Annotated in this window: 21 protein-coding genes; 7 read left to right on the top strand and 14 right to left on the bottom strand. The window is 73.8% G+C overall.

The window, feature by feature from the left end; genetic code table 11:
* Positions 1–40 precede the first annotated feature (40 nt).
* The 3 genes from ACFYUZ_RS03480 to ACFYUZ_RS03470 all read right to left on the bottom strand — a co-directional run bounded on the left by ACFYUZ_RS03480 (position 41) and on the right by ACFYUZ_RS03470 (position 7,352).
* Complete coding sequence (locus ACFYUZ_RS03480) at positions 41–1,501, bottom strand: glutamate synthase subunit beta (RefSeq protein WP_389305888.1); 1,461 nt, start codon at positions 1,499–1,501, stop codon at positions 41–43.
* A complete protein-coding gene (gene gltB, locus ACFYUZ_RS03475) occupies positions 1,494–6,059 on the bottom strand; it encodes a glutamate synthase large subunit (protein ID WP_389305887.1) in 4,566 nt (1,521 codons plus the stop codon). The genes ACFYUZ_RS03480 and gltB overlap by 8 nt, the downstream gene beginning before the upstream one ends.
* A 564-nt stretch (positions 6,060–6,623) precedes the next feature.
* Positions 6,624–7,352, bottom strand: a complete 729-nt coding sequence (locus tag ACFYUZ_RS03470; RefSeq protein WP_389305885.1) for a VIT1/CCC1 transporter family protein — start codon at positions 7,350–7,352, stop codon at positions 6,624–6,626.
* A gap of 252 nt (positions 7,353–7,604) precedes the next feature.
* Here ACFYUZ_RS03470 and ACFYUZ_RS03465 point away from each other — a divergent pair, with 252 nt between their 5' ends.
* The 7 genes from ACFYUZ_RS03465 to ACFYUZ_RS03435 all read left to right on the top strand — a co-directional run bounded on the left by ACFYUZ_RS03465 (position 7,605) and on the right by ACFYUZ_RS03435 (position 15,862).
* Complete coding sequence (locus ACFYUZ_RS03465; RefSeq protein WP_389305883.1) at positions 7,605–8,600, top strand: ADP-ribosylglycohydrolase family protein; 996 nt, start codon at positions 7,605–7,607, stop codon at positions 8,598–8,600.
* A gap of 566 nt (positions 8,601–9,166) precedes the next feature.
* On the top strand, positions 9,167–10,336 hold the full coding sequence (locus ACFYUZ_RS03460; RefSeq protein ID WP_389306265.1) for an ADP-ribosylglycohydrolase family protein: 1,170 nt from the start codon (positions 9,167–9,169) through the stop codon (positions 10,334–10,336).
* The gene (locus ACFYUZ_RS03455) at positions 10,317–11,468 is read left to right on the top strand and encodes an ADP-ribosylglycohydrolase family protein (RefSeq protein WP_389305882.1); all 1,152 of its coding nucleotides are present in this window, start codon (positions 10,317–10,319) and stop codon (positions 11,466–11,468) included. The genes ACFYUZ_RS03460 and ACFYUZ_RS03455 overlap by 20 nt, the downstream gene beginning before the upstream one ends.
* Positions 11,465–12,838, top strand: coding sequence for an ADP-ribosylglycohydrolase family protein (locus ACFYUZ_RS03450; protein WP_389305880.1), 1,374 nt, complete (start codon positions 11,465–11,467; stop codon positions 12,836–12,838). Before ACFYUZ_RS03455 ends, ACFYUZ_RS03450 begins: the two co-directional genes overlap by 4 nt.
* Positions 12,835–13,755, top strand: a complete 921-nt coding sequence (gene rbsK, locus ACFYUZ_RS03445) for a ribokinase (RefSeq protein WP_389305879.1) — start codon at positions 12,835–12,837, stop codon at positions 13,753–13,755. Before ACFYUZ_RS03450 ends, rbsK begins: the two co-directional genes overlap by 4 nt.
* Positions 13,752–14,990 carry a CaiB/BaiF CoA transferase family protein gene (locus ACFYUZ_RS03440; RefSeq protein ID WP_389305878.1) on the top strand — a complete coding sequence of 413 codons (1,239 nt, stop codon included), beginning with the start codon at positions 13,752–13,754 and terminating at the stop codon, positions 14,988–14,990. The genes rbsK and ACFYUZ_RS03440 overlap by 4 nt, the downstream gene beginning before the upstream one ends.
* Positions 14,987–15,862, top strand: a complete 876-nt coding sequence (locus tag ACFYUZ_RS03435; RefSeq protein ID WP_389305876.1) for an HpcH/HpaI aldolase/citrate lyase family protein — start codon at positions 14,987–14,989, stop codon at positions 15,860–15,862. The genes ACFYUZ_RS03440 and ACFYUZ_RS03435 overlap by 4 nt, the downstream gene beginning before the upstream one ends.
* Before the next feature lie 68 nt (positions 15,863–15,930).
* Here the strand turns inward: ACFYUZ_RS03435 and lgt are convergent, their stop codons facing one another.
* The 11 genes from lgt to hisI form a co-directional block, all read right to left on the bottom strand.
* Entirely contained in the window at positions 15,931–16,932 is a 1,002-nt protein-coding gene (lgt, locus tag ACFYUZ_RS03430) for a prolipoprotein diacylglyceryl transferase (protein WP_389305874.1), read from the bottom strand.
* Between the two features lie 76 nt (positions 16,933–17,008).
* The gene (locus ACFYUZ_RS03425) at positions 17,009–17,830 is read right to left on the bottom strand and encodes a thioredoxin domain-containing protein (RefSeq protein ID WP_389305872.1); all 822 of its coding nucleotides are present in this window, start codon (positions 17,828–17,830) and stop codon (positions 17,009–17,011) included.
* 64 nt (positions 17,831–17,894) lie between these two features.
* The gene (gene trpA / locus ACFYUZ_RS03420; protein WP_389305870.1) at positions 17,895–18,713 is read right to left on the bottom strand and encodes a tryptophan synthase subunit alpha; all 819 of its coding nucleotides are present in this window, start codon (positions 18,711–18,713) and stop codon (positions 17,895–17,897) included.
* Positions 18,710–19,993, bottom strand: coding sequence for a tryptophan synthase subunit beta (gene trpB / locus ACFYUZ_RS03415; RefSeq protein WP_389305868.1), 1,284 nt, complete (start codon positions 19,991–19,993; stop codon positions 18,710–18,712). The genes trpA and trpB overlap by 4 nt, the downstream gene beginning before the upstream one ends.
* Positions 19,994–20,301: 308 nt before the next feature.
* Positions 20,302–20,583: a tryptophan biosynthesis modulator TrpM gene (gene trpM, locus ACFYUZ_RS03410; protein WP_389305866.1), complete on the bottom strand. Its 282-nt coding sequence runs from the start codon at positions 20,581–20,583 to the stop codon at positions 20,302–20,304.
* Positions 20,584–20,590: 7 nt separating this feature from the next.
* Complete coding sequence (gene trpC, locus ACFYUZ_RS03405; protein WP_041128741.1) at positions 20,591–21,400, bottom strand: indole-3-glycerol phosphate synthase TrpC; 810 nt, start codon at positions 21,398–21,400, stop codon at positions 20,591–20,593.
* Between the two features lie 138 nt (positions 21,401–21,538).
* Positions 21,539–22,084, bottom strand: coding sequence for a DUF2752 domain-containing protein (locus ACFYUZ_RS03400; RefSeq protein ID WP_389306263.1), 546 nt, complete (start codon positions 22,082–22,084; stop codon positions 21,539–21,541).
* A 200-nt stretch (positions 22,085–22,284) separates the two neighbouring features.
* Positions 22,285–22,539, bottom strand: coding sequence for an HGxxPAAW family protein (locus ACFYUZ_RS03395; RefSeq protein WP_389305864.1), 255 nt, complete (start codon positions 22,537–22,539; stop codon positions 22,285–22,287).
* Between the two features lie 151 nt (positions 22,540–22,690).
* Entirely contained in the window at positions 22,691–23,341 is a 651-nt protein-coding gene (locus tag ACFYUZ_RS03390) for a TIGR02234 family membrane protein (protein WP_389305862.1), read from the bottom strand.
* A gap of 14 nt (positions 23,342–23,355) precedes the next feature.
* Positions 23,356–24,846: an anthranilate synthase component I gene (locus ACFYUZ_RS03385; protein WP_389305860.1), complete on the bottom strand. Its 1,491-nt coding sequence runs from the start codon at positions 24,844–24,846 to the stop codon at positions 23,356–23,358.
* A gap of 11 nt (positions 24,847–24,857) precedes the next feature.
* Entirely contained in the window at positions 24,858–25,226 is a 369-nt protein-coding gene (hisI, locus tag ACFYUZ_RS03380; RefSeq protein ID WP_389305858.1) for a phosphoribosyl-AMP cyclohydrolase, read from the bottom strand.
* Between the last annotated feature and the right edge of the window lie 29 nt (positions 25,227–25,255).

The raw sequence follows: 25,255 nt of genomic DNA, 5'->3' as shown, positions 1-25,255 counted from the left end.
GTTCCGCACGTCGTTGTACGGGACGTTCCAAGGGGCCGGATCAGACCATCAGGGCACGGTCCGTCGGGCGGATCGGGGCCGGCAGGGAGCTGGCGCCGGTCAGGTAGCGGTCCACGCCACGGGCGGCGGAGCGGCCCTCGGCGATGGCCCAGACGATGAGGGACTGGCCGCGGCCGGCGTCACCGGCGACGAACACGCCGTCGACGTTGGTGGCGAAGTCCGCGTCGCGGGCGACGTTGCCCCGCTCGTCCAGCTCCAGGCCGAACTGCGCGACCAGGCCGTTCTCCACGTCGGTGCCGGTGAAGCCCATCGCGAGCGTGACCAGCTGGGCGGGGATCTTCCGCTCCGTGCCCGGCTTCTGCGTCAGCTTGCCCTCGACGAACTCGACCTCGACGAGGTGGAGGAACTGGACGTTGCCGTCCTCGTCGCCCTCGAAGTGGGTGGTGGAGACGGAGTAGACCCGCTCGCCGCCCTCCTCGTGCGCCGAGGTCACCTTGTAGAGCATGGGGAAGGTCGGCCAGGGCTGGCCGGCGCTGCGCTCCTCGCCCGGCTTCGGCATGATCTCCAGCTGCGTGACCGAGGCCGCGCCCTGGCGGTGCGCCGTACCGACGCAGTCCGCGCCGGTGTCGCCGCCGCCGATGACGACGACGTGCTTGCCCTCGGCGGTGATCGGCGGGGCCACGAAGTCGCCCTCGACGACCTTGTTGGCGAGCGGCAGGTACTCCATCGCCTGGTGGATGCCGTTCAGCTCCCGGCCCGGGACGGGCAGGTCGCGGGCGGTGGTGGCGCCCGCGGCGACGACCACGGCGTCGAACCGCTTGCGCAGGTCCGTCGCCGTCAGGTCGCGGCCGATCTCGATGCCGGTGCGGAATTTGGTGCCCTCCGCGCGCATCTGCTCGATGCGGCGGTTGATGTGCCGCTTCTCCATCTTGAACTCGGGGATGCCGTAGCGCAGCAGACCGCCGATGCGGTCGGCACGCTCGTACACGACCACGGTGTGGCCGGCCCGGGTCAGCTGCTGGGCCGCGGCGAGGCCCGCCGGACCCGAGCCGATGACGGCGGCGGTCTTGCCGGACAGGCGCTCGGGCACCTGCGGCTTGACGTCGTTCGCGTCCCAGGCCTTGTCGATGATGGAGACTTCGACGTTCTTGATGGTGACGGCCGGCTGGTTGATGCCGAGCACGCACGCGGACTCGCAGGGAGCCGGGCACAGGCGGCCGGTGAACTCCGGGAAGTTGTTGGTGGCGTGCAGGCGCTCCTGCGCCGCCGACCAGTCCTCGCGGTAGGCGTAGTCGTTCCACTCGGGGATCAGGTTCCCGAGGGGGCAGCCGTTGTGGCAGAACGGGATGCCGCAGTCCATGCAGCGGCCGGCCTGCTTGCTGATGATCGGCAGCAGGGAGCCGGGGACGTAGACCTCGTTCCAGTCCCTGACGCGCTCGCCCACCGGTCGGGTCTGGGCGACTTCGCGCCCGGTGGTCAGGAAGCCCTTGGGGTCAGCCATGGGACGCAGCCTCCATCATCTTCTCGGTGGTCTCGGCCTCGGAGAGACCGGCGAGCTCAGCGGCGTCCTTGGCGGCGAGCACGGCCTTGTACGTGGTGGGGATGATCTTGCTGAACCGGGCCGCCGCGGCGTCCCAGTCGGCGAGGAGCTTCTCGGCGACCGTCGAGCCGGTCTCCTCGAAGTGGCGGCGCACGACGTCGTGCAGCCAGGTCCTGTCGGTGTCCGACAGGGCCTCGATCGCCTCCAGGTTCCCGGAGTTGACGTTGTCCCGGTCGAGGTCGATCACGTAGGCGACACCGCCCGACATGCCGGCCGCGAAGTTGCGGCCGGTCTCGCCGAGGACGACCGCCGTGCCACCGGTCATGTACTCGCAGCCGTGGTCGCCCACGCCCTCCGAGACGACCAGGGCGCCGGAGTTGCGGACGCAGAAGCGCTCGCCGGTGCGGCCGCGGAGGAACAGCTCGCCGCCGGTGGCGCCGTAGCCGATGGTGTTGCCCGCGATGGTCGAGTACTCGGCGAGGTGGTCGGCGCCCCGGTCCGGGCGGACGATCACACGGCCGCCGGAGAGGCCCTTGCCGACGTAGTCGTTGGCGTCGCCCTCCAGGCGGAGGGTGACACCGGCCGGCAGGAAGGCGCCGAAGGACTGGCCGGCGGAGCCGGTGAAGGTGATGTCGATGGTGTCGGCCGGGAGGCCGGCGCCGCCGAACTTCTTCGTCACCTCGTGGCCGAGCATGGTGCCGACCGTGCGGTTGATGTTGCGGATCGCGACCTGGGCGCGGACCGGCTGCGCCTCCTCGGCGGAGGGCGCGTTCAGGGCCTCGGCGGCGAGCTGGATCAGCTCGTTGTCGAGGGCCTTCTCCAGACCGTGGTCCTGCTCGACCCGGGCGTGGCGGACCGCGCCCTCCGGCAGCTCGGGCACGTAGAAGAGCGGCTCCAGGTCGAGGCCCTGCGCCTTCCAGTGCGTGACCGCGCGGCTGGTGTCGAGCAGCTCGGCGTGGCCGACGGCCTCTTCGAGGGTGCGGAAGCCCAGCTCGGCGAGGAGCTCGCGGACCTCCTCGGCGATGAACTCGAAGAAGTTGACGACGAACTCGGCCTTGCCGGAGAAGCGGTCGCGCAGGACCGGGTTCTGGGTGGCGATGCCGACCGGGCAGGTGTCCAGGTGGCAGACGCGCATCATGACGCAGCCGGAGACGACGAGCGGCGCGGTCGCGAAACCGAACTCCTCGGCGCCGAGCAGCGCGGCGATGACGACGTCGCGGCCGGTCTTCAGCTGGCCGTCGGTCTGGACGACGATCCGGTCGCGCAGGCCGTTGAGCAGCAGCGTCTGCTGGGTCTCGGCGAGGCCGAGCTCCCAGGGACCGCCCGCGTGCTTCAGGGAGGTCAGCGGGGAGGCGCCCGTTCCGCCGTCGTGGCCGGAGATGAGGACGACGTCCGCGTGGGCCTTGGAGACACCGGCGGCGACCGTGCCGACGCCGACCTCGGAGACCAGCTTCACGTGGATGCGGGCGACCGGGTTGGCGTTCTTGAGGTCGTGGATCAGCTGGGCCAGGTCCTCGATGGAGTAGATGTCGTGGTGCGGCGGCGGCGAGATGAGGCCGACGCCGGGCGTCGAGTGACGCGTCTTGGCGACCCACGGGTAGACCTTGTGGCCGGGCAGCTGGCCGCCCTCGCCGGGCTTGGCGCCCTGGGCCATCTTGATCTGGATGTCGTCCGCGTTGACCAGGTACTCGCTGGTGACGCCGAAGCGGCCGGAGGCGACCTGCTTGATCGCGGAGCGGCGCACCGGGTCGTACAGGCGGTCCGGGTCCTCGCCGCCCTCACCGGTGTTGGACTTGGCGCCCAGCCGGTTCATGGCGACGGCGAGCGTCTCGTGCGCCTCGCGGGAGATGGAGCCGTACGACATGGCGCCGGTGGAGAAGCGCTTGACGATCTCGGAGACCGGCTCGACCTCGTCGATGGAGATCGAGGGGCGGTCCGAGGAGAAGCCGAAGAGGCCGCGGAGCGTCATGAGGCGCTCGGACTGCTCGTTCACCCGCTCCGTGTACTTCTTGAAGATGTCGTACCGCTTGGTGCGCGTGGCGTGCTGCAGGCGGAAGACGGTCTCCGGGTCGAACAGGTGCGGCTCGCCCTCGCGGCGCCACTGGTACTCGCCGCCGATCTCCAGGGCGCGGTGCGCCGAGGGGACGCCGGAGACGGGGTACGCCTTGGCGTGGCGGGCGGCGACCTCCTTGGCGACGACGTCGAGGCCGGCGCCGCCGATCTTGGTGGCCGTGCCGTTGAAGTACGTGGCGACGAAGGCCTCGTCGAGGCCGACGGCCTCGAAGACCTGGGCGCCGCGGTAGGAGGCGACGGTGGAGATGCCCATCTTGGACATGACCTTGAGGACGCCCTTGCCGAGGGCGTAGATGAGGTTCCGGATGGCCTGCTCGGGCTCCAGGCCCTCGATGAAGGTGCCGGCGCGGACCAGGTCCTCGACGGACTCCATGGCGAGGTACGGGTTGACCGCCGCGGCGCCGTAGCCGATGAGCAGGGCGACGTGGTGGACCTCGCGGACGTCACCGGCCTCGACGAGCAGGCCCACCTTGGTGCGCTGCTTGGTGCGGATGAGGTGGTGGTGGACGGCCGCGGTGAGCAGCAGCGACGGGATCGGCGCGTGCTCGGCGTCGGAGTGCCGGTCGGAGAGGACGATCAGACGGGCGCCGCCCTCGATCGCCGCGTCGGCCTCGGCGCAGATGGCCTCGATGCGGGCGGCGAGGGCCTCGCCGCCGCCGGAGACCCGGTAGAGGCCGGAGAGGGTGACGGCCTTCATGCCGGGCATGTCACCGTCGTGGTTGATGTGGATGAGCTTGGCCAGCTCGTCGTTGTCGATCACCGGGAAGGGCAGGGTGACGCTGCGACACGACGAGGCGGTGGGTTCGAGCAGGTTGCTGCCGGGGCCGAGCGAGGAGCGCAGGCTCGTCACCAGCTCTTCGCGGATGGCGTCCAGCGGCGGGTTCGTGACCTGCGCGAAGAGCTGCGTGAAGTAGTCGAAGAGCAGCCGCGGGCGGGCCGACAGGGCCGCGATGGGCGAGTCCGTGCCCATGGAGCCGATCGGCTCGGCGCCGGTGCGGGCCATCGGCGCGAGGAGGACGCGGAGCTCCTCCTCGGTGTAGCCGAAGGTCTGCTGGCGGCGGGTGACCGAGGCGTGGGTGTGCACGATGTGCTCGCGCTCGGGGAGGTCGGAGAGCTCGATCTCGCCGGTCTCCAGCCACTCCGCGTAGGGGTGCTCGGCGGCGAGGGCGGCCTTGATCTCGTCGTCCTCGACGATGCGGTGCTCGGCGGTGTCGACGAGGAACATCTTGCCGGGCTGGAGGCGGCCCTTGCGGACGACCTTGGCGGGGTCGATGTCGAGGACGCCGACCTCGGAGGAGAGGACGACGAGGCCCTCGTCGGTGACCCAGTAGCGGCCGGGGCGCAGACCGTTGCGGTCGAGGACCGCGCCGACCTGGACGCCGTCGGTGAAGGTGACGCAGGCCGGGCCGTCCCAGGGCTCCATCAGCGTGGAGTGGTACTGGTAGAAGGCGCGGCGGTCCGGGTCCATGGTCTCGTGGTTCTCCCACGCCTCCGGGACCATCATCAGGACCGCGTGCGGCAGGGAGCGGCCGCCGAGGTGGAGGAGCTCCAGGACCTCGTCGAAGGAGGCCGAGTCGGAGGCGTCCGGGGTGCAGATCGGGAAGATCCGCTCCAGCGAGCCCTCGCCGAAGGCCGTGGAGTCGAGCTGCGCCTCGCGGGCGGTCATCCAGTTCCGGTTGCCCTTGACGGTGTTGATCTCACCGTTGTGGGCGACGAAGCGGTACGGGTGGGCCAGCGGCCAGCTCGGGAAGGTGTTGGTGGAGAACCGGGAGTGGACCAGGGCCACGGCGGTGGCGCAGCGGCGGTCCGACAGGTCCGGGAAGAAGGGCTCCAGCTGGCCGGTGGTCAGCATGCCCTTGTAGACGATGGTGCGGGCGGAGAGCGACGGGAAGTACGTCGCGGCCTCGCGCTCGGCGCGCTTGCGGAGGACGAAGGCCTTGCGGTCGAGCGCGATGCCCGTGGCCGCGCCGGCGGCGTCCTTCACGAAGAGCTGGCGGAAGACCGGCATGGTGGCGCGGGCGGAGGCGCCGAGCAGCTCGGGGGCGACGGGGACCTCGCGCCAGCCGAGGACGTCCAGGCCCTCTTCGGCGGCGACGGTCTCGATCGCGGCGACGGTCTCGGCGGTGCCGTCCTCGGGGAGGAAGGCGATGCCGACGGCGTACGCGCCGGCCTCGGGGAGCTCGAATCCGGCGACCTCGCGGAGGAAGGCGTCCGGGACCTGGAGCAGGATGCCGGCGCCGTCGCCGGAGTCGGGCTCGGAGCCGGTGGCGCCGCGGTGCTCGAGGTTGCGCAGTACGGTCAGCGCCTGCTCGACCAGCGCGTGGCTGGCTACACCGGTGAGGGTGGCCACGAACCCGACACCGCAGGCGTCGTGTTCGTTACGGGGGTCGTACATCCCCTGAGCAGCGGGGCGACCGTCCATGGGCGACCAGGCGTCGGAACGCATCGGCTCTCCCGTCGTCGTCGTGGCATATGGAGCTGCCGAGGGACGACGTTGGCCCTCCGCGAAATTTCGTGCAGGTTACATGATGGCTGGCTTCTCGCGAAGTGGATAGCTCATTCCAACATGCGGACATCACCGATACGCAGCGATGGTGTGAGGTCATCTGTGGGGTGCGGCGGCAGGGACTGCCCCGCGGGGACGGACCGAGGGTCCGGAGGCACTTCGGGACTCCGGCGGCCCGTCGCTGAGAGTGGGCTTCGTTGCCCTGTGGCGCTCAGGCCTCTTTCCCGTTGGTCACGGGTTCGAAACCGCCGAGTAACCGGCTACTTATGTGGCGTCCCGCATAGTGTCTCATCGCCTCGACGGATCGGACCAGGGATATACGTCACAGCCCTTTCGGGGCCTATGTCCCGAAAGGGTGCCACGAAAAGACCGAGAGGTCCCTTTGGGGAGCCTCTCGGTCTTCTGCCGGAACACGGAATCCGCACCGGCCCGACGCGGCTTCGGCATCGGGCGGGCGCGGATGCGGCACCAGGTGGGCGCGGATACGGCGTCGCCCCCGCAGGGCTACAACGCGGCCCCGAAGAGCATGCCGAGCCCGTACGTGACGGCCGCGGCCGCCCCGCCCAGGACGAGCTGGCGCATGCCGCTGAAGAGCCAGCCGCGGGCGGTCACGCGGGCCACCAGGGCGCCGCAGGCGAAGAGGCCGACGAGCGCGAGCAGCACGGCCGGCCAGAGCGCGGTCGCCCCGAGCAGGTACGGCAGGACGGGGAGGAGCGCGCCGAGCGCGAAGGAGCCGAAGGACGAGACGGCGGCGACCATCGGCGACGGCAGGTCGTCCGGGTCGATGCCGAGCTCCTCGCGGGCGTGGATCTCCAGCGCCTGCTCGGGATCCTTCGACAGCTGCATCGCGACCTCGCGGGCGAGCGCGGGCTCGACGCCGCGGGAGACGTAGAGCGCGGCGAGCTCCTCCATCTCGTCGACCGGGTGCTTGCGCAACTGACGTCGCTCGACGTCCAGTTCCGCCTGGACGAGCTCGCGCTGCGAGGCGACGGAGGTGTACTCGCCGGCCGCCATGGAGAAGGCGCCGGCCGCGAGGCCCGCGAGGCCGGTGATGACGACGGTCTGGGAGGAGACCGCACCACCGGCGACACCGGTCATCAGCGCGAGGTTCGAGACGAGACCGTCCATGGCGCCGAACACCGCCGGGCGCAGCCAACCGCCGTTCACGTCGCGGTGCGTGTGGTTGTCGCGGTGGGCCTCGTGCAGTGGTGCCTGGGCTTCGATGATGGACATGACTCTCCCCTCGTTCCGGCGGGCCGGGATGCACCCGCCGCCCCCAACACGTCGAAAATACGCCTGATGTAAGGGGTGCGCCAGCAAGGCAGGCCGTACTTACTAAGGCCCGCCTCAGTGAGGGCAACCCAACCTGGCGGGGTGTCAGCCGGGTGACAGAGACGTTTCTTCGGCGAGTTCGCGGCCCGGGGTGGCACAGATCCAGGCATCGGGGCGCCGGTGTCGGCACCCCTGTCGAGGAAGGGGCGCGAGATGGTGACCAGTACGGCCTGCGACACGCGTGAACGGGCGAGAGGAGCGCTCCTCGGCCTCGCCGTCGGCGACGCGCTCGGCGCGCCCGCCGAGAACATGCGGCCCTCCGAGATCCGCCGCCGCTGGGGCCGCATCGAAGGATTCGTGACGGACAGCCCGGCGGGCACCGACGACACGGAGTACGCCGTCTTCTCGGGCCTGCTCCTCGCCCGGCACGGCTCCGCCCTCACCGTCCACCACGTCGAACGGGCCTGGCACCACTGGATCGCCGACCTCGACGAAGGCCCCTTCCGCGGGGCGGGCTTCTCCGAGCGCGGCACCCTGGAGAACCTCCGCCGCGGCCTCGCCGCCCCCATCTCGGCCCAGCACCGCCACGCGTGGAGCGACGGCCTCGCGATGCGCGCGGCGCCCTTCGGGGTGTTCGCGGCGGGGCGCCCGGCGGAGGCGGCCCGCCTGGTCGCGATCGACGGCAGCGTCAGCCACGAGGGGGAGGGCATCTACGGCGGCCAGGCGGTGGCGGCGGGCGTGGCGGCGGCGATGACGGGGGCGACGGTCACGTCGGTGATCGCCGCGGCCCTGTCCGTGGTCCCCATGGACTCCTGGACGGCCCGCTCGCTGCGCCGCGCGGTCGTGGCGGCCCAGCGGGTCCAGCCGGACCCCCTCACCCGCGAGCGCCAGGTCCGCTCGGCGGTCGTCATCGGCGGCTACCCGTGGACGGACCTGGCCCCGGAGGCGGTGGGCCTGGCGTTCGGCGCGTTCGCGGCGGCCCGGGGGGACTTCCGCACGGCCGTCCTCACCGCCGTCAACATGGGCCGCGACGCCGACACGACGGCGGCGGTGGCGGGCGCCCTGGCCGGCGCGGCGGGCGGGGTGGCCGCGATCCCGGAGGACTGGGCCTCGGCCATCGCCCCGGTGACGGGCAGCTGCCTCCCGTCGATGCGCGGCTACCACGTCCTGGACGTCGCGGACCTCCTCACCCCGGAGGAGGCGGCATGAACGCGGACCTGACGACCACGACGGGCGACACCGGCGCGCCCGCGGCGGGCGCGGCGGGCGCGGCGGGCGCGGCGGACGCGGCGGACGCGGCGGGCGCGGCGGGCGCGGCGGGCGCGACCCCGGAGGAGAACGGCGTCGCCACGCCCGCCGCGGGCACCGGCACGGCTGCCGCGAGGGGCGCGGCCCCGGCGGGGAACGCAGTCGCCACCCCCACTACGGGCGCGGCCCCGGCGGCGCACGCCGTCGCCACCCCTGCTGTGGGCGGTCGTCCCGCAGGGCGAGGGGGCTCCTCCCTGCTCGAGCGGAGCCGAGAGCTCGGGGGAGGGCGGGCACGGCCCCCGGGGCCGGGCACCGCCACGGCGACCGACGCCCCGCTGGACCCGGCCCCGGTGCCGGTCAGCGCCCTGGTGGTCGACGCCCCGCTGGACCCGGCGCCGGTGCAGGTCAGCGCCCTGGCGGTCGACGCCCTCCAGGCCCTCGCCCCGGATCCCGGCACCGCTCCGGACCACGGCACGGCCCCGGTCCGCGGCATCGGCTCCTGGTGCGGGAGCTCCCCCGAGGCCCCGGTGCCGAGCGCGCAGACGGAGACCCGTCCCAGCCGCGACGCGGTCGAGGGCCTGCTCCTCGGCATCGCCGCGGGCGACGCCGCCGGCTGGCCCGCCGCGAGGCACCGCGCCGCCCGCATGCCCGAATGGACCCGCCGCCTCACCCGCGAACTCGACACCTTCGCCGAGCAGAACGCGACGACCACCCTCCCCGTCCCCATCGCCCTCAACCAGCCCCCCGAGCCCCTCCGGCTCGGCCCCTCCGACGACGCCGAGTGGGCGGTCTTCACCGCCGAGGCCGTCCTCGCCGCCTCCGGCCCGGTCTTCGACGGCCTCCCGCCCGACCGCCGGCTCCGCGCCGCCGTCGACCTCGCCTGGAACGCCCTCGCCGGCCAGGTCGCCGCCGCGGCCGACCGCGCCCCCGAGGTCGAGTCGGCCGTGCTCCCCCTCCGCGCCCGGATCTCGGTGCGCGCGGGCCTCGGCAATCTCGCCACCGGCCTGCGCCCGCCCGCCACGGGCCACGACAACCCGCACTACTTCGACGACGCGGCCTGCGTCCGGGCCGCCGTGCTGGCCCTGGTCCACCCGGGCGACCCGCGCGCCGCCGCCGAACTCGCCGAGTTCGACGCCCGGTACACGCAGGACGGCGACGGCGTGCACGGCGCCCGGGCGACGGCGGCGGCCGTCGCCGCGGCCCTCGGCGGGGCGACGGTCGACGAGGCCGTGGAGGCGGCGCTCGCCGAACTCCCGCCCGCCACCGAGATCGGCCGCAACGCGCGGCACGCCGTGGAGCTGGCCCGGGCCGCCGATTCGGCCTTCGCGCTCGTCCCGCTCCTGGAGCACCAGATCGTGGACCACGTCTACAGCTACGGCATCGCCGCCGCCGAGACCGTCCCGGTCGCCCTGGCCCTCGCCACCGCCGCCCGGGGCGAGATGACGGCGGCGGTGCCGGCCGCCGCCTGCCTCTCCCGGGTCGCCGACTCGGCCCCGGCGCTCTCGGGCGCGCTCACCGGCGCGCTGGGCGGCGGCCGTTCGGTCCCGGCGAGCTGGCGGGAGGCGTGCAGGACGCTCGCGGGCTGCGCGCTGCCCCGGCTCGCGGGTACGGATCTGGTGGAACTCGCCGGGTCGCTCGGAGCCACGGAACCGGCCACCCCAGGTGGACAATTCCGACATGACACCCACACTGGATGACCGGATCACCGGCAGCCTCCTCGGGGCCGCCGTCGGCGACGCGCTCGGCGGCCCCGTCGAGGGCTACACCCCCGAGCAGATCCTGGAGCGCCACGGCGGCCGCGTCACCGGGATCGTCGGCCCCTGGAACGGCGGCGACTGGCGCACCGCCCGCCCCATCGCGCCGTACCACAAGGGCGACGGGCACGTCACCGACGACACCTTGATGACCCACGCGCTGATCCGGGTGTACGAGAAGGTCCGCGGCCACCTCGACGCGTACGCGGTCGCGGACCACCTCGTCCCCGAACTCATGGGCTCCCCCGTCTGGATCCCGGAGCTGGAGGCCGAGGCGCTTCCCCTCCAGCGGATCTTCCTCGCCGAGAAGTGGATCGTGACCCGGCTCCACTACGGCCACGTGGACCCGCGCGAGGCCGGCAACGGCAACGTCGTCAACTGCGGGGCGGCGATGTACATGGCGCCCGTCGGCCTGGTCAACGCCGCCCACCCGACGGCCGCCTACGCCGAGGCGATCGACCTGACGGGCGCGCACCAGTCCTCCTACGGCCGGGAGGCGGCGGGTGTCTTCGCGGCGGCGGTCGCGGCGGCCTGCGCGCCGGACGCCACGCCGGCGTCCGTGGTCGCGACGGCCCTGGCCCTGGCGAAGGACGGAACGCGCGCGGCGATCGAGGCGGTCGCCGAAGTCGCCTCCGGCCACACGGACTTCGAGTCCGCCCTCGCGCCCCTCCGCAGGGCGGTCGCCCCCTTCGACACGGTCGGGCCCGACTACCGCGCCCCCTCCCTCGGTGCCCGCCGCCCCTCCCGGCTGCACGCGATCGAGGAACTCCCGATCGCCCTCGGCATGCTGCTCGTCGGCGAGGGCGACTTCCGGCGCACGGTCCTGGGCGCGGTCAACTACGGCCGCGACTGCGACTCGATCGCCACGATGGCGGGCGCGCTCGTGGGCGCGCTGCACGGCGAGCCGGCCGTCCCCTCCGACTGGGCGAAGCGGGTGGCGGAGGCGAGCCGCCTGGACCTGCACGCCCCGGCGAGGGCGCTGGCCGCGGTGGCCCGCGAGATCTTCGCCGCGGACACCGCCGCCCGCCGGTCCCACGAGTCGGCCTTCGCGACCCTGACGAGCGCGGACCGATGACCCTCCGCCTGACCTGGGTCCAGCCGGAGGACCTGGTGGGCCACGAACTCCGCCAGGCGGCGGAGGACGGGCGCGACGCGGACGCCCTGGCGGCCCGCTGGAGGGCGGCGGGCGGCCCACCCGCCCCGGAGACGGCCGGCGCGTCCCCGGTCCCCCGCCCGGACCTCCGTCCCCTGGCGGAAGAACTCCTGGACGCCCTGGCGTCCCTCCCGAACCCCCTGTCGGCCCGGGAGCCGACCTCCCTCGCCGCGATCCGGGCCCTGACGACGGCCTCCGAACCCCCGGCCACCACGGTGCGGGGCGCCGCCCTCCGCGACCGCCTCCACGCCGCCTGGCTCGGCCGGGCCGTCGGGTGCCTGCTCGGCAAGCCCGTCGAGAAGCTCCCCCTCCCCGCCCTCCGCGCCCTCGCCCGCGCCGCCGGCAACTGGCCCCTCACCACCTGGTTCACCGCCCGCGGCGTCCCTCCGGAGCTGCTCGCCGCGCATCCCTGGAACCGCCGCTCCGCCGCCACCTCCCTCGCCGAGAACATCGACGGCATGCCCGAGGACGACGACCTCAACTACCCCCTCCTCGACCTGCTGCTCCTCCAGCGGTACGGCCGCGACTTCACCACCGCCGACGTCGCCCGCCTCTGGCTCGACGAACTCCCCGCCGGCCGCACCTTCACGGCCGAGCGCGTCGCCTACCGCAACCTCCTGGACGGCGTGGAACCCCCGCTGACCGCCGCCCGCCGCAATCCCTTCCGCGAGTGGATCGGCGCCCAGATCCGGGCCGACGTCCACGGCTGGACCCACCCGGGCGACCCGGTGGCCGCCGCCGCGCAGGCGCACCGGGACGCGGTGCTCACGCACACCGCGAACGGCGTCTACGGCGCCATGTTCGTCGCCGCCGCCCTCGCCACCGCGGCGACCGGCACCGCCGACGTCCACCAGGCGCTCGCCGCCGGCCTCGGGGTGATCCCCCCGCGCTCGCGGCTCGCCGGGGCGGTCCGCCTCGGCATCGAGACCGCCCGCGCCCATCCGCGCGCCGAGGAGTTCGACACCGTCGTCGACCGGCTGCACGCCGAACTCGGCGGGTACCACTGGGTGCATGCCGTCCCCAACGCCGCACTGCTCGCCGCCGCCCTCACCCACGCCGACGGCGACTTCTCCCGCTCCGTCTGCGCGGCGGTCTCGGGCGGCTGGGACACCGACTCCAACGGCGCCACCGCCGGCTCGCTCGCCGGGCTGCTCGCCGGGCATCCGGACCGGCTGCCGGAGCGCTGGACCTCCCCCCTCAAGAACCGGCTCGCGACCTCGGTGCCGTCCTTCGACGGCATCGGCTTCGACACCCTGGCCGAACTGACACACCTGGAGGCAGTACGCCCATGACCAGCATCGTCGTGCTCGGCAGCACGAACATGGATCTCGTCGTCTACGTGCCGCGGGCCCCCGCCCTCGGTGAGACGGTCACCGGCCGCTCCTTCCGTACGATCCCCGGCGGCAAGGGCGCCAACCAGGCCGTCGCCGCCGCCCGTGCGGGCGCCGAGGTGGCGATGATCGGCGCGGTCGGCGCGGACGAGTTCGGGCCACGGCTCCGCGCCACCCTGGAGCACTGCGCGGTGGACACCGACCTCCTGCGCACCTCCGAGGGCCCCTCCGGCACCGCCCATGTCGTCGTCGACGACGAGGGCGGCAACGCGATCGTCGTCGTCCCCGGCGCCAACGGCACCGTCACCTCCCTCACCCACGGCGACGAGGCCCTCATCGGGACCGCCGACGCCCTGCTCCTCCAGCTCGAACTCCCCCTCTCCGTCGTCGTCGAGGGCGCCGTCACCGCCCGTCGGCTCGGCGTCCGCACCGTCCTCACCCCCGCTCCCGCGCAGCCGCTCCCGCCGGAACTCCTCGCCGCCACCGACCTGTTGGTGCCGAACGAGCACGAGGCCGCCGCGCTCACCGGGCTCACCGACCCGCGCGAGGCCGCCCAGGCCCTGCTGCGGGACGTCCCCGAGGTGGTCGTCACGCTGGGCGCGGCCGGCAGCCTGTACGCGGCGCGCGGCGCCGAGCCGGTCGCCGTGCCCGCGCCCCGGGTCCGGGCCGTGGACACCACGGGAGCGGGCGACACCTTCGTCGGCGCCCTGGCGGTGGCCCTGGGCGAGGGCCGTCCCGCCCCGGAGGCCCTGGCCTGGGCACAGACGGCCGCCGCGCTCTCCGTCCTGCGCGAGGGCGCGTCGACCTCGATGCCGTACCGCGTCGAGATCGACGACGCCTTCCGCTCCCCCGGCATCCTGGAGGCCGACGCCGTATGACCGTCCACGCCCCGGCCACCCCGCCGGACCCCACGGCCGTCGAGAGCTCCACGGCGCCCCTGCGCGGACTGCGCGTCCTGGATCTCGCGACCCTCTTCGCCGGCCCCCTCGCGGCCATGATGCTGGGCGACTTCGGGGCCGACGTCGTCAAGGTCGAGCATCCCCGCACACCGGATCCGTCCCGTGGCCACGGCCCCGCCAAGGACGGCATCGGCCTGTGGTGGAAGGTCCTCGGCCGCAACAAGCGGGCGATCACCCTCGATCTGTCCTCGCCGGGCGGCCGCGACACCCTCCTCGCCCTCGCCGCCGACGCGGACGTGATCGTGGAGAACTTCCGGCCGGGCACCCTGGAGCGCTGGGGCCTGGGCTGGGAGGAGCTGTCCGCCGTCAACCCGCGTCTGGTCCTGACCCGGGTCACCGGCTTCGGCCAGTTCGGGCCGTACGCCCACCGTCCCGGCTTCGGCACCCTCGCCGAGGCGATGAGCGGCTTCGCCGCCCTCACCGGCGAGCCGGACGGCCCGCCGACGCTGCCGCCCTTCGGCCTCGCCGACTCGATCGCCGCCCTCGCCACGGCGTACGCGGTGATGACCGCGCTCACCGCCAGGACGACGACCGGACGCGGCCAGGTCGTCGACATGGCGATCATCGAGCCGATGCTCTCCGTCATCGGGCCCCACCCCCTCTGGTACGACCAGCTCGGTTACGTCCAGCCCCGGACCGGCAACCGCTCCCGCAACAACGCCCCGCGCAACACCTACCGGACCGCCGACGGCTCCTGGGTCGCCGTCTCCACCTCCGCCCAGTCGATCGCCGAGCGGGTGCTGCGGCTCGTCGGACGTCCGGAGCTGATCGACGAGCCGTGGTTCGCCGACGGCACGGGCCGCGCCCAGCACGCGGACGTCCTCGACGAGGCGGTCGGCTCGTGGATCGCCCGCCGCACCCGCGACGAGGCGATGGCGGCCTTCGAGAAGGCGGAGGCGGCCATCGCCCCCGTCTACGACGTCCGGGACGTCGTGGAGGATCCCCAGTACCGGGCGCTCCGCACCGTGACCGAGGTGGAGGATCCCGAGCTCGGCCCGATCAAGATGCAGAACGTCCTCTTCCGCCTCTCCGAGACCCCCGGCGCCATCCGCTGGGCCGGCCGGCCACACGGCGCGGACACCGTCGCCGTCCTCTCCGAACTCGGCCTCACCCCCGCCGAGATCGACGCCCTTCGCGAGCAAGGAGCGGTATGAGCCCCCTCAGCGGCCCCGCGGAGGACGAACGGACGCGCGCCGGCGAACCCGCCGCCGCGCCCTCCACGGCACACCCCCTCGCCCCCCTCACCTGGCTGTACGCCCCCGGCGACCGTCCCGAGGTCGTCCGCAAGGCCCTGGTCTCCGGCGCCGACGTCGTGATCGTCGATCTGGAGGACGCGGTCGCCCCGCAGCGCAAGGCGTACGCCCTCGACGCCACGGCCGACCTCCTCGCGGACGTCCACCCCGTCCCGGTCCACGTCCGCGTCCACACCCCGCGCGACATCCCCACCCTGGCCCCCCTCCCCGGCCTCTGCGGTCTCCGTGTCCCCAAGGTGACACACGCCACCGACATCCACCGGATCGCCCGCCTCGCCCCGGGCCTGCCCCTCTATCCGCTCCTGGAGAACGCCCTCGCCGTGGAGCACGCCCACGCCATCGCCACCGCCCACCCCTCCGTCCGCGGCATCGCCCTCGGCGAGGCCGACCTCCGCGCCGACCTGGGGGTGCGGGAGGACAGCGGCCTCGACTGGCCGCGCGGGCGGGTGGTGGTCGCGGCCCGCGCGGCCGCCCTCCCCCCGCCGGCCCAGTCCGTCCACCCGGACGTCCGCGACCTGGAGGCGCTGGCGGCCGGCTGCGCCCGGGGCCGGGCCATGGGCTTCTTCGGCCGGGCGGCCATCCATCCCCGTCAGCTCCCGGTCATCGAACGCGCCTACTTCCCCACCCCGGAGGAGGTGGAGGCGGCCCGCGAGGTCGTCGAGGCGGCCGCGACCGGGCAGGGCGCCCTCGCCCTGCCGAACGGCCGCTTCGTCGACGCGGCGGTGGTGGAGGGCGCCCACCGGGTCCTCTCCCTCGCGGCCCGCGCCGGCTGATCCGTACCCCCGCATGCGGAAGGGCCGCCGGGACCTCTCGGTCCCGGCGGCCCCCGGCGTACGGCCGGTCAGCTCTTGGCGGCCGACCCGGCGCCGTGGTCGGCGCCGTCGTCCTCGGTCTTCCCGTCCTCGTCCCCGGGCCCGTCGGTCTCGTCCCCGGGCCCGGCGGTCCGGTCCTCGGCGGTCCCGGCCGCGTCGGTGACCTCGGTGGTCCCGGCGCCCTCGACGGCGTCCGTCTTCTCGGCGGCCTTCTCCGCGGCCCTCGGTTCCACGATCTCCTCGCGGCCCGGCCGGAGGCGGGCCGAGACCACCAGGTAGACGACGGCCAGCAGGCCGACGACGATCGCGGTCCACACGTTGAGCCGCAGGCCGAGAACGTGGTGGGCCTCGTCGACGCGCAGGTACTCCGTCCACACGCGGCCCGAGCAGTACGCGGCGACGTACAGGGCGAAGGCCCGCCCGTGGCCGAGCTTGAAGCGGCGGTCGGCCCAGATGACCAGGAAGCCGACGGCGACGCACCAGAGCGACTCGTACAGGAAGGTCGGGTGGTAGAGCCCGGCCTCGCGGTTCGTCCCCTCGGTGATCTTCAGCGCCCACGGCACGTCGGTCGGCTTGCCGTACAGCTCCTGGTTGAACCAGTTGCCCCAGCGGCCGATGGCCTGGGCGAAGGCGATGCCGGGGGCGATGACGTCCGCGTACACGGGCAGGGAGATCCCGCGCCGACGGCAGCCGATCCAGGCGCCCACCGCGCCGAGCGCGATGGCGCCCCAGATGCCGAGGCCGCCCTCCCAGATCTTGAAGGCGTCGACCCAGTTCTCACCCTCGCTGAAGTACAGCTGGTAGTCGGTGATCACGTGGTAGAGGCGTCCGCCGACGAGGCCGAAGGGCACCGCCCAGACGGCGATGTCGGCCACGGTGCCGGCGGTGCCGCCCCGGGCGATCCAGCGCTTGTTGCCGAGCCAGACGGCGACGAAGACACCGATGATGATGCAGAAGGCATAGCCGCGCAGCGGGATCGGTCCGAGGTGGATCACGCCGGTCGACGGGCTGGGAATGTAGGCAAGGTCCATGACAGGACCGACGCTACCCTGCCGGGAGGGCAGGACGGCAGCCCACCCGGCAACTTCTGGGTAACCAATCCGGCGGCTAGCCCGCCGACGGGGAGGCGGTACCCGGCTTCTTGCCCTTGTTGGCCTCGGCGACCCACTTCTTCAGGTTCGCCGGGGAGATCTGCTCGTTCCCCTTGGTCGGGAAGATCGATTCTCCGTTGAGGAGGACGGACGGGGTGCCGCGGAAGCCGCCGTTCTGGAAGGCCTCGTGCGACTTCTTCACCCAGCCGTCGTGCGTGCCGTCGTTCACACAGCTGCGGAAGGCCGGCGTGTCGAGCCCCGGCACCTTGGCCGCCAGCTCGATCAGCTTGTCGTTCTTCCCGTAGGCGTCGTCCGTCTCCGGCGGCTGGTTGACGTAGAGCGTGTCGTGGTACGCGGTGAACTTCCCCGCGTCCTGGGCGCACGCCGCCGCGTTCGCCGCGCGCAGCGAGCCGCTGCCGCCCATGTTCCCGTCGATGAGGGTGGCGAGGTGGTAGTCGACCTTGAGCGCGCCGGAGGCCTCCAGCTCGTGGATGGCGTCCCGCATGACGTTCTCGAACTGGGCACAGGCCGGGCAGCGGAAGTCCTCCCAGACCGCGAGCGTCGACGGGGCGTCCGCCTTGCCCGTGGGGATGGCGGGCTTGCCGTCCTCGTCCGTCGCCGCGGTCGGCGCGACCACCGGCCCCGCCTTGTCCGATCCGCTGTTCTTGTCGCCGCCCGCGGCGATCACGCCGACGACGGCGGCCAGGCCGAGGACACCGACCACGGCCGCCGACACGATCAGGACGCGTCGCTGCTTCTCGCGGGCCTTGTCGCGCTCGCGCTGCTCCTTGAGGCGCTCCCGGGCGTTCTGCGTACCGTTCCGCTTGTTCTCGCTCACGCCCCAGGCAACGAACCGGGGAGGCACATCCGCGCCTCCCCGGTCCGATGTCCACCCGAACGGGCTACGAAACGCGGCGGACGCCCTCGGCGAGTTCGGCCGCCAGTTCCCTTACGGCGGCGAGCCCGGCCGCCTCGTCGCCGTCGGCGTCGAGGATCCGCTGCACGAAGGCGGAGCCGACGATGACGCCGTCGGCGAAGCCGGCGACCTCCTTCGCCTGCGTGGCGTTGGAGACGCCGAGCCCGACGCACACGGGGATCTCGGAGGTGGCGCGGGTGCGGCGGACCAGGTCGGCCGCCTGCTCGCCGACCGACTCGCGGGTGCCGGTGACGCCCATGAGCGAGGCGGCGTAGACGAAGCCGGAGCCGGCGGCGGTGATGGTGGCGAGGCGCTCGTCCTTGCTGCTGGGCGCGACGACGAAGACGGTCGCGAGACCGTGCTTGTCGGCGTGCTCCCGCCAGACGGCGGACTCCTGGACCGGCAGGTCGGGCAGGATGCAGCCCGCGCCGCCGGCCTCGGCGAGCTCCTCGGTGAAGCGCTCGATGCCGTACCGGTCGATCGGGTTCCAGTACGTCATGACGAGGACCGGCTTGCCGGTGGCCTCGTGGGCCTCGCGGACCGTCCGCATGACGTCGGCGATCTTCACGCCGCCGCGCAGCGCGATGTCGTCGGCGGTCTGGATGACCGGACCGTCGAGGACCGGGTCGCTGTGCGGGAGCCCGACCTCGACCACGTCGGCGCCGCCGTCGAAGACGGCCTTGATCGCGGCGATCCCGCCGTCGACGGTGGGGAAGCCGGCCGGCAGGTACGCGATGAGCGCGGCCCGGTCCTCGGCCTTCGCCGCGGCGAGGGTGTCGCTGAGCAGCTGGATGTTGCCGGTCACTTCGCGTCCCCCTGGATCTCGGCGATGTCCGCCTGGTTCGCGGCCACCTCGGCGTCGGTGTCGTACAGCCCGAAGTAGCGGGCGGCCGTGTCCATGTCCTTGTCGCCGCGCCCGGAGAGGTTCACCAGGAGCAGGGCGTCCCTGCCGAGCTCCTTGCCGACCTCCAGGGCCCCGGCGAGGGCGTGCGCCGACTCGATGGCCGGGATGATGCCCTCGGTGCGGGAGAGCAGCCGCAGCGCCTGCATGGCGGCGTCGTCGGTGACGGCCCGGTACTCGCCGCGCCCGCTGTCCTTCAGGTACGCGTGCTCGGGGCCGATGCCCGGGTAGTCCAGGCCCGCCGAGATCGAGTACGGCTCGGTGATCTGGCCCTCGTCGTCCTGGAGGACGTAGCTCCTGGACCCGTGCAGGATGCCGGGCTCGCCGGCGGTGAGGGTGGCCGCGTGCTCGCCGGTCTCGACGCCGTGGCCGGCCGGCTCGCAGCCGATCAGGCGCACGTCCGCGTCCGGGACGAAGGCGTGGAAGAGCCCGATGGCGTTGGAGCCGCCGCCGACGCAGGCGATGGCCGCGTCGGGCAGGCGCCCGGCGCGCTCCAGGATCTGGCGGCGGGCCTCGACGCCGATGACCCGGTGGAAGTCGCGGACCATGGCGGGGAAGGGGTGCGGGCCGGCGACGGTGCCGAAGAGGTAGTGCGTCCGGTCCACGTTGGCGACCCAGTCGCGGAAGGCCTCGTTGATGGCGTCCTTGAGGGTGCGGCTGCCGGACTTCACGGCGACGACCTCGGCGCCGAGCATCCGCATCCGGGCCACGTTGAGGGCCTGGCGCTGGGTGTCGATCTCGCCCATGTAGATGGTGCAGTCGAGGCCGAAGAGGGCGCAGGCGGTGGCCGTGGCCACGCCGTGCTGGCCGGCGCCGGTCTCGGCGATGACCCGCGTCTTGCCCATGCGCTTGGTCAGGAGGGCCTGGCCGAGCACGTTGTTGATCTTGTGCGAGCCGGTGTGGTTGAGGTCCTCGCGCTTGAGGAAGATCCGGGCGCCGCCGGCGTGCTCGGCGAACCGGGGCACCTCCGTGAGGGCGCTCGGGCGGCCGGTGTAGTCGACCATCAGGCCGTTGAGCTCGCGGGCGAACTCGGGGTCGGCCTTGGCCTTCTCGTACTCGACGGCGACCTCGTCGACGGCGGCGACGAGGGCCTCCGGGATGAACTTGCCGCCGTAGGCGCCGAAGTAGCCCTCCGGGCTGGGGACCTGGCCTTCCAGGTCCGGGATGAAGAACTCGCTGGACATGCGGATGCTCCTCGCGGGGCGGGTGCCCCGGGATACGTGGGGTCGGTGGTCACGGTATGCGCGCGAGCAACTCACGTAGGTCAACGTCGCCGCCCCGGGGCCGTGTGGGCAGTCGTCCCGCAGGGCGGGACGGGTGGGCACACGGGACGGCGCCCCGTACCGGGCCCAGGCTTCCGCGCCTGGAGCCGCGCCCTTGGCGCCCGCGCCGGTGGTGCGGGTCGGGGCACAGGGAGCGAGGCGCCGCCAAAGGGCGCCGTTCCGTTGTGCCCACCCGTTCCGCCCCAGCGGAACGAATGCCCACAACGGGGCTAGACGTCGTACGTGAGAACGCGCGCGAGGCGCGGGCGCCATCGCATGCCGTTGACCTGGCCCGGCTCGGAGCCGATGACGTAGCGGACCCGGCGGCCGTGGACACGGCGGGCGGGCGCGCGGCAGCCGCGCGGGCGGCAGCCCCTGGCCAGGGGGGCGTGCTTGGAGACGGGGGCGGCGGCGGTACGGAGCCGACCGCGACGGCCCGAGGCGTCCGCGGGCACGACGGCGCCGCCCGGGGCGGGGCCCGGGGCGGTCGGCGTGGCGCGGACGGGGGTCACGGTTCGGTCAGCTCCGGCCGTGGCGGAGCGCCGGGTGGGCGCCGGCGGCGACGAGGTCGGCGACGGCGGCCTTCGGGTCGCGGCCGGTGACGAGGGACTCGCCGACGAGGACCGCGTCGGCGCCCGCGTTGGCGTAGGCGATGAGGTCGTGCGGGCCCCGGACGCCGGACTCGGCGACCTTGACGATGTGCGCGGGGATCTCGGGGGCGACGCGCTCGAAGGTGGAGCGGTCGACCTTGAGGGTCTTGAGGTCGCGCGCGTTGACGCCGATGATGCGGGCGCCCGCGTCGACGGCGCGCTCGACCTCCTCCTCGTCGTGGACCTCGACCAGCGGGGTCAGCCCGATGGACTCGGCACGCTCGATGAGGGAGACCAGCGCCTCCTGCTCCAGGGCGGCGACGATGAGGAGCGCGAGGTCCGCTCCGTACGCCCGTGCCTCCCAGAGCTGGTACGCGGTGACGATGAAGTCCTTGCGCAGCACGGGGATGTCGACCCGGGCGCGGACGGCCTCCAGGTCGGCGAGCGAGCCGCCGAAGCGGCGCTGCTCGGTGAGGACGGAGATGACGGCGGCGCCGCCCGCCTCGTAGTCCGCGGCGAGACCGGCCGGGTCGGCGATCGCGGCGAGCGCCCCCTTGGACGGGCTGGAGCGCTTGACCTCGCAGATCACCTTGACGCCGTCCCCGCGCAGTGCGGCGACGCCGTCCTTGGCCTGCGGCGCCTTTGCGGCGCGCTCCTTGAGCTCGTCGAGGGTGACCCGCGCCTGTCGCTCTGCGAGGTCGGCGCGCACGCCTTCGATGATCTCGTCGAGCACACTCACGCGAGGGGCCCCCTTCCGGGACGGTGATGATGAACCAGGTTCAGCCACTTCGATCCTATCCGCAGGAGGGCCCGGGATTCGCATCGGCCGGAGTCGCGTCCCATCTGCTGGGACTCTCCGTGGGATTTCCGCGGACTCTCAGGGGGCCAGCGCGGAGCCGAAGGGAAGGTTCCTGACCAGGGTGAAGAGGGCGAGGACGGCCCCGACCCCCCACCACAGGACGGGGGAGACGGCGAGGCGCATGGGCACCGCGCGGACCGCGCGAACCAGCCATACGGCCATGACGACGGCGAAGATCCCGTAGCCGACGACGGCGAGGGCGTTGGCGCCCAGGGCGGCCGGCAGGTCGCCGTGGGCGAAGGCGTGGGCGCTGCGGAGCCCGCCGCAGCCGGGGCAGTAGACGCCGGTGAAGCGGAGGAGCGGGCAGACGGGGTAGTGCCCGGGCTCGTTGGGGTCGACGGCGCCCACGTAGACGAACGCGGCGACGACCCCGGCGAGGGTGGCGACGGGCGGCAGCAGCCGCCGCGGGAGCGACCGCGACGGGGGCGGCGGCGGGGCGGGTACGCCCCCGTGCCAGGCGCCGGGCCCCTGCGGCGCGGGAGCCCCGGGCCAGGTACCGGGCCCTTGTGACCCGGGCGGCGCGGCCGACGGCACAGGCGGCACGGGCGGCGCCGCCGGCGGCACGGCCGGCGCGGTGGCCTCCCGTGGCGTCACGTCCGGCTCCGGTGGTGCCGGGGGATTCGGGCGGGTGGGTTCACCCGGGTGGGTGGGGAGGGTCTCGGCCTCGGTCGTCGGCTGCGCGTCCACGCGGTGATTCTCGCCCCTGACGCGCGGGGGCGCAGCCCGGCACGGCCGGACTGCGCCCTCGGATGCGTCGTGTCGCGTCAGGCGCGGGCCCGGGCGGTCTCGGTCGCGGCCTCGCGGGCGGCGGCGACGGCGGCCGACTCCTTCGGCATGCCGAGGCCCGCCGCCTTCATCGCGCCGCCGACGATGCCGCCGAGGACGATGACGCCCACACCGGCCCAGAAACCGGGCAGGTTGGCGGCCACCATGAAGACGCCGGCGATGCAGAAGCCGATGAAGGAGATGATGACACCGGTCCAGGCGGCCGGGGTGTGTCCGTGGGCGCTGCCCGCCATGAGTTGCTCCTCGTTGCAGTTGCTCGATGGTGAGGTCTCGCGTGCGCGGACACTCGGCGTTCATTGTCCCGCACGTGGGCGCGCGAGGATGAATCGGGGGTGCCGGGACGATCACGCGTCGCGATGGGGCCCGTCGGTCGCCCGTGACCGGTCACCCGCCGTGGGTGGGGTCCTCGCCGCGGTCCAGGGCCTTCCAGAGGTCCTCGGGCCGGTCGGGGTCGGTCGTGGGGGCCCTGCGGCCGGCGCGCGGGGCGCCGGAGCGCTCGTAGCGGCCGCCCATCGCCGGCCAGTTCTTGCCGAAGCGGAGGGCGAAGAGGCCGGCGAGCAGGATGAGGAGGGCGCCCGCGGCCGTCACGTACGGCCAGACGGTGTGGGTGAGGCCGGCGACGGCGGCGGCGGTGTCGCCGCTGATGCGGGCGGCCTCGGCGTCGAGCGCGGTGCTGTCGGAGGCGCCGAGGACCGCGGCGAGCGCGGCGCCCGCGCCGCTGAGCGCGAGGAGCGCGGCGACGAGCGTGCGCCCGGTGCGGCGGACGGCGAAGACGGCGAAGAGCGCGGCGAGGCCGACGATCGCGAGGGCGGTCGGGACACCGGTGACGGTGCCGCCGTCGGCCTCGACGGGGACGCTGCCGCCGCCGACGGACGCGGTGCCCTCCGCCCAGATCTGGCCGGCGGAGAGCAGGACGACGGTGGCGCCGAGGGCGCCGAGGAGGAGGGCCGCGGCCAGGCTGCGGCGGCCGCCGGTGGGGACGGCCGCGCGGGCGGCCCGGGGCTGGGGTACGGGTACGGCACTCACGTACCCCACTATCCCTTACGTGCTCACTTGTCGTTCATCCGGTTGGCGGTGTGCACGGCGCGGAGCACGGCCGCGGCCTTGTTGCGGCACTCGTTGTCCTCGGCGACCGGGTCGGAGTCGGCGACGACACCCGCTCCGGCCTGCACGTACGCCGTTCCGTCCCGGAGCAGGGCGGTGCGGATGGCGATGGCGGTGTCGGCGTCCCCGGCGAAATCGAGATAACCGACACATCCGCCGTAGAGGCCGCGCCGGGAGGGTTCGAGCTCCTCGATGATCTGCATGGCGCGGGGCTTGGGCGCGCCGGAGAGGGTGCCGGCGGGGAAGCAGGCGGTGAGGACGTCGAAGGCGGTCCGGCCCTCGGCGACCTCGCCGGTGACGGTGGAGACGATGTGCATGACGTGCGAGTAGCGCTCGATCGACATGAAGTCGACGACCTCCACGGAGCCGGGCGTGCAGACCCGGCCGAGGTCGTTGCGGCCCAGGTCGACGAGCATGAGGTGCTCGGCGCGCTCCTTGGGGTCGGCGAGCAGCTCCTCGGCGAGGTCGTGGTCCTCCTGCGGGGTGGCGCCGCGGTGCCGGGTGCCGGCGATGGGGTGGAGCATGGCCCGCCCGTCCTCGACCTTGACGAGGGCCTCGGGCGAGGAGCCGACGACGTCGAAGCCGTTCTCGAAGCGGAAGAGGTACATGTACGGGGACGGGTTGGTGGCCCGCAGGACCCGGTACACGTCGAGCGCGGAGGCGGCGCAGGGGGTCTCGAAGCGCTGCGAGGGCACGACCTGGAAGGCCTCGCCGGCCCGGATGCGCTCCTTGATGTCCTCGACGGCGTCCTGGTAGGCGGGGCCGCCCCAGAGCGCCGAGAACTCGGGCAGGGCGGAGTCCGGCAGGGCGGCGGGGACGGTGGCGACGGGGCGGGCCAGGTCGGCCTGCATGGCGTCGAGGCGGGCGACGGCGTGCGCGTACGCCTCGTCGACGCCGGTCTCCAGGTCGTTGTGGTTGATCGCGTTGGCGATCAGCAGGACCGAGCCGTCCCAGTGGTCGAGGACCGCGAGGTCGCTGGTGAGGAGCATGGTCAGCTCGGGGAGCCGCAGGTCGTCGCGGCCGTGCTCGCCGATCTTCTCCAGGCGGCGGACGATGTCGTAGCCGAGGTAGCCGACCATGCCGCCGGTGAAGGGCGGCATTCCGGAGGCGAGGTCGCGCGGGGTGTGGAGGGTCTCCACGGTGGCGCGCAGGGCGGCGAGCGGGTCGCCGTCGGTGGGGACGCCGACGGGCGGGGTGCCCAGCCAGTGGGCCTGCCCGTCCTTGACCGTCAGGGTGGCGTCGCTGCGGACTCCGATGAAGGAGTAGCGGGACCAGCTGCGGCCGTTCTCCGCGGATTCGAGGAGGAAGGTGCCGGGGCGTTCGGCGGCGAGCTTGCGGTAGAGCCCGACCGGGGTGTCGCCGTCCGCGAGGAGCCTGCGGCTGACGGGGATGACGCGGCGATCTGCCGCCAGCTTGCGGAAGGTCTCGAGATCCATGGCACCGGACCTTACTGGGAGACGGGGAGCACGTCGGAGTCGAAGCAGGTGCGGGTGCCGGTGTGGCAGGCGGCGCCGACCTGGTCGACCTTGACGAGGAGGGTGTCGGCGTCGCAGTCGAGGGCGACGGACTTGACGTGCTGGACGTGTCCGGAGGTGTCGCCCTTGACCCAGTACTCGTTGCGGCTGCGGGACCAGTAGGTGCAGCGGCCGGTGGTGAGGGTGCGGTGGAGGGCCTCGTCGTCCATCCAGCCCAGCATCAGTACCTCGCCCGTGTCGTACTGCTGGGCGATGGCGGGGACCAGGCCGTCGGGGCTGCGCTTGAGGCGGGCGGCGATGGCCTGGTCGAGGTCACTGGGGGTCCGGGGCGTGCTGCTCATGGGGTCATTGTGCCGCGCTCCGGGGTGGT

Source organism: Streptomyces sp. NPDC004266, assembly GCF_042874095.1.
GTDB lineage: Bacteria > Actinomycetota > Actinomycetes > Streptomycetales > Streptomycetaceae > Streptomyces.
Note: the sequence above shows the minus strand (reverse complement) of the source record. Positions and strands in the feature narration are given on the sequence as shown.